Source organism: Spirochaetia bacterium 38H-sp (assembly GCA_039023545.1).
In the GTDB taxonomy this organism is placed as follows: domain Bacteria; phylum Spirochaetota; class Spirochaetia; order Winmispirales; family Winmispiraceae; genus Rarispira; species Rarispira pelagica.
The window spans coordinates 43,018-57,821 of sequence record JBCHKQ010000002.1 but is presented as its reverse complement, the minus strand read 5'-3'; the positions used below and the strand labels follow the sequence as shown (position 1 = coordinate 57,821).

Genomic DNA, 14,804 nt, shown 5'->3' with positions numbered 1-14,804 from the left:
CTCCTTAAATAAATTATAAATTAATATTTAATTCTTTTATAAGTTTTGCAAGATATGTTCTTTGTATTCCCAATTTTTTTGCTGTTAGTGTCTGGTTTCCTTTATTATTTCTCAATGCATTTTGTATGAAATTCTTTTTGAATATATTTATTGCGTCTTTAAGACTTTTTTGCTCGTATATATCTGTTATTTCTGCTGTTGATGAAAGCATAAGGTCTTTTGCTTCTATGTAATCTCCTTGACTTATCACAACAGATCTTTCTATTACATTTTCCAACTCTCTTACATTTCCCGGCCATGTGTATCTCAAAAGAGAGTCAAGAGCATCGGGAGTGAAACCGCTTATATTTTTATTCATTTCTCTGGCATATTTTTTTATAAAGAATTCCGATAATATCGGGATATCTTCTACTCTTTCTCTTAGAGGCGGAATGTATAGCGGCAGGACATTGAGTCTGTAATACAAATCCTGTCTAAAAGTACCTTCTTCTACTGCTTTCTCTATATCTCTATTAGTTGCTGCTATTATTCTCACATCAACCTGAATTGGTTCGCTTGAGCCTACTTTCTCAAATGTTTTATATTGTAAGACTCTCAGTAATTTAGCTTGTATGGTAAGTGGAAGTTCTCCTATTTCGTCAAGGAAGATTGTTCCGCCATGAGCAAGTTCGAACCTACCCTTTCTATCGTTGACAGCATCAGTAAAAGCACCTCTCACATGACCGAAAAGTTCACTCTCCAACAAGGTTTCCGGCAGGGCTGCACAGTTGACACGCACAAATGGGCCCTGCTTCCTTTTACTATTTAAATGTACTTGCTCTGCAAAGAGTTCTTTTCCTACTCCGCTTTCCCCCAGTATCAGTACTGAAGAATCCGTTGCTGCTATTTTATTTACAAGTTGAAGTTTTTCTTCTATTGCTTTACTTTTATAGATAAGTGTATGATAGCCTTGAGCTGTTGTTATCTGATTTTGTAGATGGTTTATCTCATCATGTATTTTTTGGAGATATTTTGCATTTTGTATAGCTATTCCTGCCTGATTAGCAAAAACCTCCAGCCATTCCAGGTCTGATTGATCAAAAGGTCTACCGCCTTTTTTATTGAGTACTTCTATAACTCCTACACATTCTTCTCTCACCCTCATGGGTACGGCAAGTATAGATTTTGTTCTATAACCTGTTTCTTTATCTATCTCTGGAAAGTGTCTGGGATCATCTTCCACATCATTGACAATGAGAGATTTATTGTGTTTTGCAACCCATCCCGCAATTCCCTCACCAGGTTTTAATGAAAAACGCTTTACTTCTGAGCCTTTTACTCCAAGAGCGATTTCAAAATACAGTCTGTTTAGTTCTTTGTTTAAAAGAAGAAGAGAAGAAGATTCTCCTTCTGTAAGTTCCATAGAAGAAGCAAGAATCTCCTCCAGGAGATCCTTGCTGTCCGAATATTTGGAATTAATTCTAAGATTGATCTCTATGAGTTTTTCCAATCTTTTTTTATCAACAGTATCCGAGGAAAAAATCATATCATTAAAGACTACTCCTCATCATCGCTTTTTGACAGTAAATCTGCCATAGTAAAAGTAGCCTCGTTATCATCCTTGTGCAGATATCTACCCATTTCTTCTTTTTGCTCTCTTCTTACTTTTTCTCGCACAGAAAGAATTAGCCTATGCTTTGCAGGCTTGAGTTCAAGCACAAGTGCGTTGAGTTTGTCACCTTCTTTTATCTTTTCTTTTGTTTTTTCTGGGCTTTCTATTGCAGTATCGGATAGCTGTCTGTTGGGAATAAATCCTTCCAGATCGTTCTGGACGGTCACAACAACGCCATTTTCATTTATTTCTTTTACGGTTGCTTCTATTATGCTTCCCTCTGGATATGCCTTGGCAAGGGCTTTCCATGGATTTTCTGAAAGCTGTTTTACACCAATTTGTATTCTTTTTCTTCTCTTATCTACTCTTGTGATGCAGAATTCCAGTTCCTGACCTGCTGTATACAATGTTGTGGCATCGGATATTTTTTCTTTCCATGATATATTATCTACAGGCATAAATGCTTCTATACCATCTTCCAGCTCTACAACCACACCTTCTTTTACAACTTCTTTTATGGGACGCGTTGTCCTCATTCCTACAGGATATCTTTCTTCTATTGTATCCCATGGGTTCTCCTGCAACTGACGTATACCAAGGGAAAGTCTTCTCTCATCTACGTCATAATCAAGTATTTTTGCTTGTATTTTTTTACCGGTTTTAAGGACTTCTTTGGGATGCTTTATGTTTTTTACCCAAGATAGCTCAGATACATGAACAAGACCTTCTATACCTTCTTCTATTTCTACAAATGCACCAAAAGGCATCAACTTGGTAACAGTGCCTTCTACTACATCCCCCACAGCATATCTTGTAGCAAAACTACTCCATGGATCTTCCTTGAGCTCTTTTAAAGAAAGATTGACTTTGAAGTTCTCTTTATCTAATTTTACTATTTTTACCTGAATTTTTTTGCCTTTTTTCACATAGTCCTTGGGCCTTGTTGCTCTGCCCCAGCTCATATCCTGTATGTGCAAAAGGCCATCAAAGCCTCCAAGGTCTATAAAGGCACCAAATGGTGCATAGGATTTTACTATACCTTCTACAATGTCACCTTCTTTTTTTGTTTCAAAGAATTCCTGTCTTTTTTTATCTCTTTCCTCTTCTAGGTATTTTCTTCTTGATACTACTATGTTAACCCTTTTATTGGAAAAAAGCTTTTCTATGTAGAAGAAAGATTCTAAACCTATATATTCCGAAGAATTTTCTATCCTATCTATATCCACCTGCGAATAAGGTAAAAAACCGGTAACATCGTATCCGAAATCCACCACAAAGCCACCTTTTATCTCACTCTTTATGGTTGCTTTGATTGGCTTTTTTTCCTGAAAAGATTCTTTTATTGTTTTCCAGAAAGACTTCTGATCTGCTTTTTTCTTTGATACAAGAACATGTCCATCTGATGTTTCTTTCTTTACTATGATTACAGATACTGTATCATTTATCTTGGGGAGTTCATCAAAATCCGATATGGGAACCTGCCCTTCTGACTTGTAACCGACATCCAGGTATACATAATCATTGTTGATTTCAACGACTGTTCCTTCTACTAGGGCACCTTCTGAAAGCTCTTCTATGTTTTTTAAATACATCTCCTGAAGCTCTTCCTGTTCTGCTGTTGCAGCAGGTGCTTGCTCTTCTGTGGTTGTGTCGATGTTGATTTTTTCCTTATCTGCCATTACGCTCTCCATACTCCTGTTGAGGGAAATTGACTCTATTATTTCTAGTACTTTCTCATAAACTTGCTGTATGGTCAAGTCAGATGTGTCAATATATATTGCATCTTCTGCAGGTCTTAGGGCTCCTTTTTCCTTATTTTTATCTATCTTGTCCCTTTCTGCTATTGTTTCTTCCAGTTCCTGCAGTGTTTTTTTTGATGTTCCCTGATTGTATCTCCTGCGGGCTCGTTCTTTTATTGAAGCATCCAGGAAGAACTTATACGGTGTGTCCGGAAAAACAACCGTACCTATGTCTCTTCCTTCCACAACTGCTTTATTATTTTTACAAAGTTCTCTCATTTGTTTATTGATAACTTCTCTAAGTTCTGGCAATGATGATATTTTTGCCACCATGCTGTCTACCAAGTCTGTGTGCAAAAGCTCAGTTTTTTCTATGCTTTCTATATGTAGTTTTCTGTTGGATATAGAAAATTTTGTTTTTTTGGCTATTCTTAGTATGGCTTCATCACTGTATTCTATGCCTGTCTGCAGAAATAGATATGTTACAGCTCTGTACAAATCCCCTGAATTTATGTGTGCTGCTTCCAGTTTTTTTGCCACCATGTCGGCTATTGTGCTTTTACCTACTCCTGCAGGTCCGTCAATTGCCACTATTATCTGCATTTATAAGTCCTTTTATTTCTCTTTCTGTAAGTTTTCTAAATTCTCCCGGTCTTAGAGTTGCAAGTTGTACAGGCCCTATTCTGATCCTGTGCAGCCTTGCAACCGGTATGTTCCAAGCATGAAGTATATTCCTTATTTCTCTGTTTTTGCCTTCCTCAAGTATGAGTGCAAATTTGTTTGGGCCGTACCATTTGTATCGCTTGAGAGTGTATTTTATGCCTTTTATATATATGCCTTTTTTGTATTTATCAAGAAAAGTCTTTTCTACTGGTTTTTTTGTTTCTACAAGGTATTCTTTTTCTATGCATCCGGATGGGTGCATTATTTTATCTGCAAAATCTCCATCGTTTGTCAGCAAGATTAATCCAGATGATAAGAAATCAAGTCTTCCCACCGTAAAGAGGCGTTCTTTGATTATTGGTGAAACCAATTGATATATAAGAGGTCTTCCTTTGTCATCTCTATGAGAACACATGTATCCTGGAGGTTTGTGTAAAGCTATGTATATCTTGTTTTTTTCTATTCTTACTTTTTTCCCGTCAAGGGTTATTGTGTCTGAATCAGGATTTACAGTTATGCCTTGTTGTTGCACTGTCTCTCCGTTGACAGCAACTCTTCCTTCTTCTATGAGTGATTCACAGTGTCTTCTTGAGCCTAGTCCGGCTTTTGCAAGAAACACTTGTAATCTCAGCTTTTTTTTATCCATTGAGTTCAAATTTTTCCGCCTCTTCTTTTTCTAGTTTTGGTAGGTCAGCTATACTTCTAAGTCCAAACGCTCTTAAAAAATCTTTGGTTGTCCCGTACATTGCAGGTCTTCCTGGAACATCTTTTTTTCCTGTTTCTTGTATGAGGTTTCTAGACATAAGAAGTCTTACCATTGCATCAGAGGAAACTCCTCTTATTGCTTCTATTTCTGCCTTGGTTATGGGTTGTCTGTATGCAATTATAGCCAGTGTCTCAAGTGCCGCTTTGCTAAGTTTATTGCCTGTTTTTTTGCCGTATCTATCTTTGAGGTATGGCCAAAGCTCTTTTTTGGGAGCAAAGAATACCTCGTCAGGTGACATGTACAAACAAACTCCATGGTAGTCTTTTTCGTACTCTGTTTTTAATTCTTCCAAAACGGTTTCTACCGCATTTTTGGGAAGCCCTGTTATTTTTTCCAACTGGTCTATTGATAAGGGTTCGTTTTCCAGAAACAGTATTGCTTCTATTAGTGATGCTTCACGTGTCAGTTTCATCCTCCTCTGTGTTCTCCTTATTTTCTCTTCTTCTTATAAAGATATCACCAAACATTTTGTTTTGGAATATTTTTATTATTTTGTTTTTGCTTGCTTCCAGTACTGCTAGAAAGGCGCAAATTATATCCATTATGGAATCCGGTCTTGTTATAAGCTCTGTAAAGGGAAACTCATCTCTGTCTTCCAGTTTTTCATACATTAGTGCAAGTTTTTCGCTTGTGCTTATTTCTTCATACAGGTCTATTATCTTCTCTGCAGAAAGATCGGATATCATTTTTGAGAATACTTGAAAGAGTTCCCATATGTCCATTTCTTCTGTGGTTTCTTTGTTGTCAAATGGTAATGCCGGTTGTTGTTTCTTTCTGCTAAACCACAATAAGGGATCTTCTGTCTCCATTTGCTTTTCCATAAGGGATGTTAGCTTTTTTATCTTTTGGTATTCTATCAGTTTGTCCACCAGTTCTTTTCTGGGATCTTCTATGTCTTCCGACAGATCTTCTGTTGTTCTTGGTAAAAGCATCTGTGATTTTATGTATATCAGTGTTGCTGCCATTACGTAGAATTCTGTTATGTTTTCTAGGTCTACTTTTTCTGCATATTTGAGATATTCCAAATACTGTTCTGTTATTTCTGCTATTGGAATGTCATATATGTTTATTTCCGATTTTTTTATCAAAAAAAGTAGCAGATCCAGAGGCCCTTCAAAAGCTTCTGTTTTTATGTTGTATTTTTCTTCTTCTTTTTGGTCCATTTGTTTTCCGATTTTTGAGTTTGGATGGAGTATATCAGATTGTTCTTTTTGTTTGAATACTGTTGTGTATGTATATTGCGATTATCTTTTTTGCCGAAGGCAGCGGGGAAAGCGTATGCTTTTCCCGCGTTCGGTTTTATTTTTTTAAAATTACAATGTAAAAGACTTTCTAAAAAAGGGTTAGCCCTTTTGGTGTTTTTGTCCAGTTGGATTGGTCTATGCTGTCTAGGTAGGTTCTGAGCGGTTTTTTTGTTTTTGGACATGTAAGTTTGGGGTCAAGTTCTAAGAGTGGTATCAGAACAAAGGCTCGCTCGTATAGTCTAGGGTGCGGGATTTTAAGGTGTGGTGTGTCTATTATTATGTTGTCGTAGAGTATGATGTCTATGTCCAGGGGCCTTGGGCCATATCTCTGTTCTTTTTCTCTGTCGCGGCCGTATTTTTTTTCTATTTTGTTTATGGTGTTTAGCAGTTTTTCTGGTGGGAGTGTTGTTTCTATTTTTAGTGCAAGATTTAAAAAATCTTCTTGATTATGGTAGTAAAGAGGTTGTGTTATGTATGCTTTGGATACAGCAAGGATTTCTACGCTTGCTGATAGGTCATTTATTGCGGATTTTATGTTTTTTTCCTTGTCTCCTTGGTTGGAGCCCAAGCTTAGAAAGGATTGCGGCATTGTTAGAACAATACCTCACCTGCTGCTTCTTCTGTCTTTTTTTTCTTGCTACCCGCTGGTTTTTCCTCCTGTTTTTGTGTCTCTTTAAAAAGATGGGGAAATAGTTTTTTTCTTATTGCAGTATCTATGTTTTTTGCAAGTTCCGGATTATCAAGCAGAAATTTCTTAGCATTTTCTCTGCCCTGTCCGATTTTTTCTTCCCCATAGGAGTACCAGCTTCCGCTTTTTTGTAGTATTCCATGCTCTACTGCTGCATCCACCAGGCTGGCAATAGAAGAAACACCCTTGCCAAACTCCATCTCTAGTTCTATTTTTTTAAACGGTGGTGCAACCTTGTTCTTAACAACCTTGACTCTAATCTTAGTTCCCACGGCATTATCAGCACCCTCATTGATTGTTTCTGCTTTTCTCACATCCAGTCTGATTGTTGCATAAAACTTGAGTGCATTGCCTCCTGTTGTTGTTTCAGGATTGCCAAACATTACGCCAATTTTCATTCTTGTCTGATTTATAAAAATAAGGCAAGTGCCTGACTTATTGACAGCACCGGTAAGTTTTCTAAGTGCCTGACTCATAAGACGAGCCTGAAGTCCGACATGAGAATCTCCCATATCGCCATTGATTTCTGCTTGAGGCGTAAGAGCAGCAACAGAATCAACTACGATAATATCAACTGCACCAGAACGCACAAGCGACTCAGTAATCTCTAAAGCCTCCTCACCCGACGAAGGCTGAGACACCCAAAGCTCATCGATATTTACACCCAGGTTTTTTGCATAAGTAGGATCAAGCGCATGCTCCGCATCGACAAAGGCGGCTATTCCGCCTTTTTTCTGAGTCTCCGCAATAGCGTGCAGAGCCAAAGTGGTTTTACCAGAAGATTCCGGACCGTAAATCTCTATAATCCTACCCTTGGGATATCCGCCGACACCTAGTGCAGCATCCAAGACGATAGAACCGGACGGAATAACCTCCAGTCCTTCTATAAGAGAATTGGCACCAAGGCGCATAATAGCACCCTTGCCAAACTGTTTTTCTATCTGAAGCTGTGCGGCCTCAAGAGCTTTAAGTTTTTCTTTTTTTACATCATTATTATCTGCCATGATAACTCCTTAAACATCTATAGTATGCAGGCAAAAGCCAACAGTCAAGACCACACTGCACACAGCACAGACTGCAATCCGTATTATAAAAATATACCGAACGTCGCAAGAGCGCCCCATAGAGTAAACAGACAAGCAGGCGCTCTAGCTCCTGCCTTAGGCAAGCATAAAGCAAAACATATAAGAATACTGCCCGTAGCTCGCTTACTATGATGCTACAGCAGAACTAGAAAAGCTTCTTGGAATCAAGCAAAATAGTAACAGGACCGTCGTTACAAAGCCGCACATCCATATGAGCTCTAAAAACCCCCTTTTTAACATCCAAACCATAACTAGATAGCACTATACAAAAATACTCGTAAAGCTCTTCTGCAAGCGCAGGCGGAGCCGCAGAATTATAAGAAGGTCGCCTGCCCTTTCTTGCATCACCCATAAGAGTAAACTGGGAAACAACAAGCACCTGACCTGCAATATCCAGAATAGAACGATTGAGCTTACCATCCTCATCGGAAAAAACCCTGAGATTGGCCACCTTATCCGCCAAAAACTCGGCATCATCCTTGTTATCACATGCAGCAACACCAAGAAGAACAAGAAACCCAAAATCTATAGAAGACACCACTGAGCCATCAACAGAAACACTTGCGGAAGACACACGCTGTACAACAGCCCTCATATTATTCTCCTAGCCATCTTATGGATACACAATCAAGATAAAAGCCAGTAGCATGACCACTGTCATATACAACCTGTGCAAGAAGCTCATAGGCTCTCTCTGGATCAAGACTTATGGGGAAATCTATAATAACAGGGACAATACCCTTAAGAACTTTTTTTGTATGATAACCCACCAAAAAATCAAAACGGATAACATTATCCTCTATTCTAAGATTGCTTATACGCCCCTTCCATTGGATAAAAACACCATCGTATAGCCATGGTTCTTTAACAATCTTCTCATACTCAAAATTAGTCTTAAGCCTGCCAAACTCCGGAGTTTTCAAAAATCTCTTAAGCCCATTAATACTCTTCTTTAACGTGTCAGAAATATTAGACAATAGCAGCTTGTTTATAGCGTATCTGGCCATATTGTCGTTGTATTCTAACATAGACACCTTGATAGTTTGCTTTAAGGTGTCTACTTCTCCTTCTGTGAGCAGGTACTTAAACTCCCCCTCTGTGCGAAGTATATTGGAATCTGTTCTTTCAACTGCAATCAAGGCTTTTGCAGCCTCGGGAGGAAGAGATGCATAAGCATTGGTTTGGTAGTAATAAAAAGTCCCAGCACCTGCTACACATAATAAAAACACAACAACAATAACAGGCCATTTTTTGCTGGAAAATTTGAGAGATGGAAAAAGCGATTTAAATCGTGACGACAGGATAAAGTTGTCAAAATCATCGTCCGTTTTAAAGCCTTTTACTATGTTCATTGCTCTTTTGGAGAGCCTATGTTCTGGAAAGTCATCCAAAATATCCAGCCAGTGCTGCAAAGCAGTCGTTATATCCCCTTTTCTAAGATACAACAGTGCTATGCAATGCCTGATATCCGGATCTTCTGGACGCAAGTTATGCCCTCTCAAAAGATAGGTATTGGCTCCTCCGTAGTCTCCAACCTGCAGACAGGAATATCCCAGTAGCCTGTAAAAAAGCACATGCTCCCTGTACTCAAAAATTCTTGGCTCAAGGAGCTGTATAACTGCTCCGTATTTTTTCTTTTTATACAGTGTTTTTGCTTTTTCTATTATTTCTGCCATTGAGCCTACCGTTTTATTCTTGTGTCAATTTTATAGGATTTTTCTGTAATTGAAAAGTAAAAAACAGATACTTTGTTTTTGCAACCTAAAAATATAAACAAAAACTGCTATTGTCCTATCGCAGAAGATGAGACACCTGATTTTAGCTCCTGTATTTGTTTCTTAAGAGCCTCGTTTTCTGCAGTAAGTTCCTCCACCTTTTTTTGTAGTGCCTCATACTCCTCGGAAGAAGGTGCCTCTGCAAGCCTCTTTTGATAAACAGACAGAGCCTCTTTATAACTTTTTTCTTTTTGTCCCATTTGCTCTACAACCTTGAGGTACTCTTCCTGACACCATCGCAATAGGTCTATAAGCTCTTCCTCGCGTGTGGCGTAATCTATTAGTTTTACGCGGTATGCAGCTGCTTCTGCCTTATAAGAACCAGAATACTTTTTTGCAATAGTATCGTAGACACTTCTTGCTTCTTTGAGCAAACCAAGGTTAAACATTGACTCTGCAGTCCAAAAAAGCGAATTGGCATAGAAAGAAGACTCAGGATACTCAGTCAGAAAATTATCATAATATTTTATACAGGACTCATAATCCTCATTGAGAAACAAAATTCTACCCTTAAGATACTTTGCTTCCTCAAGATATGAGGGATTAACGCCTTTTTGTGTCAAAAAAATCTCTATTGCAGAGGAAGCCTTGTCAATCTCACCGGAAGAGAGTGTAATTTTGGCATACCAGAAAAGGGCATCTGCATAATATTTATCTGACTTGTTTTTTATGAGCTGAGAAAGAATCTCTTCTGCACTATCATATTCTCCATTTTGTATATGGATAAGCGCATCTCTATACAATGCATAGCTGTCGTATGCCTGAGGAAAAGAATAAAAAACAATGAGAAAAAAAAGCAGAAAAAACAAAACCCTTTTCATTTATATTCCTATTTTCGACATTACAGGGATAAAATCAATACCTGTAATACTAAATTATATCGAACGTGTGTAACGCCTATTGCGTTACACACTGCCTACGGCAGAAATAAAAGTCGTTCTTTTGTACATTGCGCCGCAGGCAGCACAGCCCTCACTGCCTTTACTGTTTTTTCTCAAAAAGCTGAGGGCTGTGCGTTCGGTATAAAACAAATTATTGTAAAAAAAGACAATACTCTCTACCTCAATTGACTAATTTTATATAGATGATATAATAAAGAATACTTTTTGTAGGTGTTGCTGATAGTGGAAGATACTGTTTCCAGGTTCAATAGGGTTTTGCAGGAGGCTTATGAATATATTAAAGCTGGCCTCTGGGAGAAAGCTTTTAAATTGCTCAACAGAAGCCTGATAAAAGTTAATTCGCCTGAGCAGGAAATACAGATAAAGGCGAGCTTAAACTGTATTCAGTATGTGCAAAATGTAGAGAGTGAAATATCTCCTGGCAAGACAGAAGAAGCACAGGGGGATGAGTATCTCAAAGGCATAAAAAGCTTTGTTAAGATGACAGAGGGAATGGGAGGTGTCTCGGAACAACTTGTTTTTAATATAAAACATTATCTTTTTTCCAGGGCGCTTAGGTCTTATAAGGATTCCAGAACAAGCGGCTCTTATGAACCACCGGAGCTTTTTTTTAAGATGGGACGTTGCTACAAGGGTATTGGAAACTTTGCGGATGCAAGAGAGATTCTTGAGCATGTCGTAAAAAAAAGACCGGAATATTCTCCGTTTCTTGCGGAACTTGCGGATTGTTATGCCCTCCTAGGAGATATTGACCTTGCCAAGGTTTTTTTTAGAGAGGCTTTTTTTTATGATCCTAAGGCTATTGAGCTTGAGTTTCTGGAATCAGGGATGATATTAAAGCTGATAGAAGAGGTAAAAGCTAGAGGTTATGCTCCTCCTCTTCTTCAGGAATGGCTTCCTGTTTATGGTGTTGTGCTAGGAGTATTCAACATAAAAAGGGAGCTAAGGTCTGTTGAAGTTGGTAAACTCAAGCAGTCTATTTTTTCCATGGAAGAGGAGCTAAAGAATATGATGGCTAACAGGGATGTTATTGTTCCCAGGCTTATTAACAGATACTTCTGGCTTATTGATCATTATAGGCTTAAGAACGAAGAACCAATAAAAATTAAGGATGCTGCATATAAAATAAAGCTTCTTGATTCTGAAATTTATAAACTTTACACCAGATAGGAGAAAAATATTATGTCTGATGAGCTTAAAAAGCAATTACAAGAAAAACTGACAGAAGAAAAATGGACACGGGCTGCTTTGTCAAGTTATTCCGTATCTCAGTTCGAAGAGTTTGACAGTCTCATTGATAAAATCCATGGCGAGGGTATTGCAAACGATGCTCTCACAATATGCAATGAGCATCTTACTCATACTCAGAACAGTGTGGTTGCTCTATATATTTCTGGCATATTAAGAATAGAAAAAAGACCTATAGATGATCAGAATCTTACTGCTCTTATAGAACTTTTTGCAGATCATCACAAGTGGAAAATAGTAGAATATCTATGTAACAGGGTTCTTCAGTATGGAGAAAACAGGTTTGCTCTTAAAACCCTTGCCCATTGGTATGAGACAGAGGGCTTGGAAGATAAGAAGCTGGAAATATGGGAAAGACTTATAAAAGTAGATTATGAGGAATCCGAGCTCGTAAAGATACTTGCCCAGAAAAAAGAAGAAAACGGCAAAATCGATGAGGCAATTGATCTCTATAAAAAAGCTCTTCACAGATATATCAATAAGAATGATTTCTCCAACATCAAAGAAATATGGGAAAAGCTAATATCTCTTAAGCCGGATGATTTGAGCTTTTATGAGCATGCAGAGACAAAGATTACTCAGGTAGCGGGTATACAGAAATCCATTCAACTTATCTATTCTCTTTTTGAGGCTCATAAAAACAACAAAAACAAGGATATACCCATATCACTGTTAAAGAAAATATTGGATTACGATCCTCAGGATCCCAGAGCAAGAAAAGAACTCATAGAAGCATATAAAGAAAAGTACAAAGGACACAGCTATCTTAACGAATATATCAAGCTTTCTTCTCTTGAACAGAACTTTAGAAATATTCATGAAGCAATAGAAGATTTTGAAAAGCATATCGAGTTTGATGTTGGTAATTTTGTTTTCCATAGAAGCTGGGGCGTGGGTAGGATAAGAAGCATAGAAAATAATGAGATTGTCATAGACTTTGTCAAGAAGAGAAACCACTCCATGAGTCTTTCTCTTGCGATAGAATCTCTTACCGCTCTTGATAAATCTCACATATGGGTTCTAAAGGCTGTTTCTTCCAAAGAAAAGCTTAAAAAAATGATTATGACAAAACCGAGATGGGCTGTAGAAACTCTTATAAAGAGTCTTGGTAATGATACCAATATGAGAGAAATAAAAGCGGAGCTTGTGCCTGCAATACTATCACAGAGAGAATGGAATACATGGAGTGTAAAGGCAAGAGAGCAGCTTAAGACAAATCCTATGCTTGGTAATGTTCCGGGTAAGTCTGATAGATATATGGTAAGAATGCATCCTGTAAGTTTTGAAGAAAAACTTTATACGCAGTTTAGAGCTGAGAGAAACTTTTTTTCCAGGCTTAAGACAATAGAAGAATATCTTGAGAAAGCAGAACCTGATACAGAATATTTTAATGAGATGCTTGAGTATTTTATAGGTTTTCTAAGACTGGAAGAAGTTAATGAGAATACTATTACTTCAGCTCTGTTTCTTTCTAGGCTTTTTAGAAAATATCCCTACCTGGGAGAAAAAGCAGACTTTAACCTCTCCGAGCTTTTTGAAAGAATTGGGGATGTACGGGAACTGTTTTCCAAAATATCGGATACGGAGTATAAGAGGCTTTTTCTGGAGTATCTTAAGATTAATTCCGATAAATGGGCTGAAGCCTACAAAGTTCTTCTGCCCGCATATCTCAACAAGTATATTATAGACACCCTCAAAGATGCAGGTAGAACTGATATCATACAGCAGATAGTAACAGAGCTTGTCGACAGATACAAGGAAGAAAGAGAGGCTTTTATATGGCTTATAAGAACCTATATTGATGAAAAATGGTTTATGGAGCTTTTATCCATAAGTTTTGAGCGTGTTCTTATCAACTTTATTCATCTTCTTGATATAAGCTTCCGGGAGATAGAGAACAGTAAAAACGTACCTTTTAACCGTAAGATTAACAGGCAGGTACAGTCTTTCCTCTTCCAGGAAGAGAGAATTGTAAAATATCTTAAATCCGCTAATGAGGAAGCTGCAATACGCGTTTACAGTCTTCTTATTGATGTGGAGCAGCTTGACCCCTCAATACTCATATCAATAAAGAATATTATCACTCAAAAGTTTCCGGATATCAAGCTTCCTGGTGAGGTTGAAGCTGTCAAGAGTATCCCCCGTGGTATTATGGCAACACAGGCCAGTTACGAGGCTAAGCAGAAAGAGCTCAAGCATCTTCTTGAAGTTGAAGTTCCTAAGAACTCCAAGGAAATTGGTGCTGCTTTGCTGCTTGGCGACCTAAAGGAAAATGCAGAGTATAAGGCTGCAAAAGAGAAGCAGGAAATGCTCAACTCTACAATAGGTAAACTCAAGGAAGAACTGGAGAAGGTACAGATTGTAAAACCGGAGAATGTTGATGCTAACTCCATAGGATTTGGTACGGTAGTAACTCTTCTCAACAACGACAGCGGCAAGGAAGAGGTTTACACCATTATGGGACCGTGGGAATCCGATCCCAATAAGGGAGTTATATCCTATCTTTCTCCTTTTGGTGTCGAGCTTTACGGACACAAGAAGGATGAGAATCTCAAGTTTACTATCAATGAGAGAGAATACGATTATACAGTAAAAGACATAAAACCCGCTAAGTTTTAAATCTATTATTTACAACTTACATACAAGCCTTCCCCTCTAAGGGAAGGCTTGTTTATTTTTTATCCGAACGTAGGCCATGCATCAAACAAAGCAAAGGGATTAGCATGCTGCAGGGCCTACTGCTTGCAGCGTATATGTTGAAGACTCTAGTCCCCTGCTCTTTTTTTGCCAAAGGCAGGGCGGCTGTTTTTTGCAGCCGCCCGTTCGATATTTTTTATTCACAGATGCAGATATGGCTGGACAGGCTTTTTACATGAGTATATAATATTGTATACAGCTTTGCTGGCTAAAGTAGGGGTGCCTTTTAGGGCTGAGAAAGAGTAAATCTCTTACCCTTGGAACCTGATGTGGGTAATGCCACCGTAGGGAACTTTGGCCGGATTTGGACCGCTTTGCGGGATATTTCCGACTATACTACGGGGCATGCACTAGCATGTCCCTTTTTTTATCCTACAGGTGTTCCCACTGTTTTTACGGAGGTTTT

At 38.3% G+C, this 14,804-nt stretch carries 12 protein-coding genes and 1 riboswitch; of the genes, 2 read left to right on the top strand and 10 right to left on the bottom strand.

The features are described 5' to 3' along the window. Positions 1–13 precede the first annotated feature (13 nt). The 10 genes from WKV44_04150 to WKV44_04105 all read right to left on the bottom strand — a co-directional run bounded on the left by WKV44_04150 (position 14) and on the right by WKV44_04105 (position 10,372). The gene (locus WKV44_04150; protein ID MEM5947731.1) at positions 14–1,525 is read right to left on the bottom strand and encodes a sigma 54-interacting transcriptional regulator; all 1,512 of its coding nucleotides are present in this window, start codon (positions 1,523–1,525) and stop codon (positions 14–16) included. A gap of 11 nt (positions 1,526–1,536) precedes the next feature. Further along, positions 1,537–3,933 carry a 30S ribosomal protein S1 gene (locus WKV44_04145; GenBank protein ID MEM5947730.1) on the bottom strand — a complete coding sequence of 799 codons (2,397 nt, stop codon included), beginning with the start codon at positions 3,931–3,933 and terminating at the stop codon, positions 1,537–1,539. Continuing rightward, positions 3,911–4,639: a pseudouridine synthase gene (locus WKV44_04140; GenBank protein MEM5947729.1), complete on the bottom strand. Its 729-nt coding sequence runs from the start codon at positions 4,637–4,639 to the stop codon at positions 3,911–3,913. Before WKV44_04140 ends, WKV44_04145 begins: the two co-directional genes overlap by 23 nt. Beyond that, the gene (scpB, locus tag WKV44_04135; protein MEM5947728.1) at positions 4,632–5,171 is read right to left on the bottom strand and encodes an SMC-Scp complex subunit ScpB; all 540 of its coding nucleotides are present in this window, start codon (positions 5,169–5,171) and stop codon (positions 4,632–4,634) included. Before scpB ends, WKV44_04140 begins: the two co-directional genes overlap by 8 nt. Further along, positions 5,155–5,922 (bottom strand): segregation/condensation protein A, encoded by a 768-nt coding sequence (locus WKV44_04130; GenBank protein ID MEM5947727.1) that lies wholly within the window; start codon positions 5,920–5,922, stop codon positions 5,155–5,157. Before WKV44_04130 ends, scpB begins: the two co-directional genes overlap by 17 nt. Positions 5,923–6,091: 169 nt before the next feature. Next, on the bottom strand, positions 6,092–6,592 hold the full coding sequence (folK, locus tag WKV44_04125) for a 2-amino-4-hydroxy-6-hydroxymethyldihydropteridine diphosphokinase (GenBank protein ID MEM5947726.1): 501 nt from the start codon (positions 6,590–6,592) through the stop codon (positions 6,092–6,094). Between the two features lie 2 nt (positions 6,593–6,594). Continuing rightward, positions 6,595–7,695 (bottom strand): recombinase RecA, encoded by a 1,101-nt coding sequence (gene recA / locus WKV44_04120; protein ID MEM5947725.1) that lies wholly within the window; start codon positions 7,693–7,695, stop codon positions 6,595–6,597. Between the two features lie 226 nt (positions 7,696–7,921). Beyond that, the gene (gene dtd / locus WKV44_04115; GenBank protein ID MEM5947724.1) at positions 7,922–8,371 is read right to left on the bottom strand and encodes a D-aminoacyl-tRNA deacylase; all 450 of its coding nucleotides are present in this window, start codon (positions 8,369–8,371) and stop codon (positions 7,922–7,924) included. 1 nt (position 8,372) lies between these two features. After that, entirely contained in the window at positions 8,373–9,452 is a 1,080-nt protein-coding gene (locus tag WKV44_04110; GenBank protein MEM5947723.1) for a hypothetical protein, read from the bottom strand. A 107-nt stretch (positions 9,453–9,559) separates the two neighbouring features. Then, a complete protein-coding gene (locus tag WKV44_04105; GenBank protein MEM5947722.1) occupies positions 9,560–10,372 on the bottom strand; it encodes a tetratricopeptide repeat protein in 813 nt (270 codons plus the stop codon). A gap of 303 nt (positions 10,373–10,675) precedes the next feature. Here WKV44_04105 and WKV44_04100 point away from each other — a divergent pair, with 303 nt between their 5' ends. Further along, a complete protein-coding gene (locus WKV44_04100) occupies positions 10,676–11,623 on the top strand; it encodes a tetratricopeptide repeat protein (GenBank protein ID MEM5947721.1) in 948 nt (315 codons plus the stop codon). 12 nt (positions 11,624–11,635) lie between these two features. Continuing rightward, positions 11,636–14,320 carry a transcription elongation factor GreA gene (gene greA / locus WKV44_04095; GenBank protein ID MEM5947720.1) on the top strand — a complete coding sequence of 895 codons (2,685 nt, stop codon included), beginning with the start codon at positions 11,636–11,638 and terminating at the stop codon, positions 14,318–14,320. 283 nt (positions 14,321–14,603) lie between these two features. Next, positions 14,604–14,706, top strand: a riboswitch (TPP riboswitch). Positions 14,707–14,804: the final 98 nt, after the last annotated feature.

Excerpts from the sequence above, each read along its gene's own strand:
- WKV44_04130 (MEM5947727.1), bottom strand. The coding sequence starts at position 5,922 with ATGGACCAAAAAGAAGAAGAAAAATACAACATAAAAACAGAAGCTTTT.
- scpB (MEM5947728.1), bottom strand. The coding sequence starts at position 5,171 with ATGAAACTGACACGTGAAGCATCACTAATAGAAGCAATACTGTTTCTG.
- WKV44_04140 (MEM5947729.1), bottom strand. The coding sequence starts at position 4,639 with ATGGATAAAAAAAAGCTGAGATTACAAGTGTTTCTTGCAAAAGCCGGA.
- recA (MEM5947725.1), bottom strand. The coding sequence starts at position 7,695 with ATGGCAGATAATAATGATGTAAAAAAAGAAAAACTTAAAGCTCTTGAG.
- greA (MEM5947720.1), top strand. The coding sequence starts at position 11,636 with ATGTCTGATGAGCTTAAAAAGCAATTACAAGAAAAACTGACAGAAGAA.
- folK (MEM5947726.1), bottom strand. The coding sequence starts at position 6,592 with ATGCCGCAATCCTTTCTAAGCTTGGGCTCCAACCAAGGAGACAAGGAA.
- dtd (MEM5947724.1), bottom strand. The coding sequence starts at position 8,371 with ATGAGGGCTGTTGTACAGCGTGTGTCTTCCGCAAGTGTTTCTGTTGAT.
- WKV44_04110 (MEM5947723.1), bottom strand. The coding sequence starts at position 9,452 with ATGGCAGAAATAATAGAAAAAGCAAAAACACTGTATAAAAAGAAAAAA.
- WKV44_04150 (MEM5947731.1), bottom strand. The coding sequence starts at position 1,525 with ATGATTTTTTCCTCGGATACTGTTGATAAAAAAAGATTGGAAAAACTC.
- WKV44_04105 (MEM5947722.1), bottom strand. The coding sequence starts at position 10,372 with ATGAAAAGGGTTTTGTTTTTTCTGCTTTTTTTTCTCATTGTTTTTTAT.
- WKV44_04145 (MEM5947730.1), bottom strand. The coding sequence starts at position 3,933 with ATGCAGATAATAGTGGCAATTGACGGACCTGCAGGAGTAGGTAAAAGC.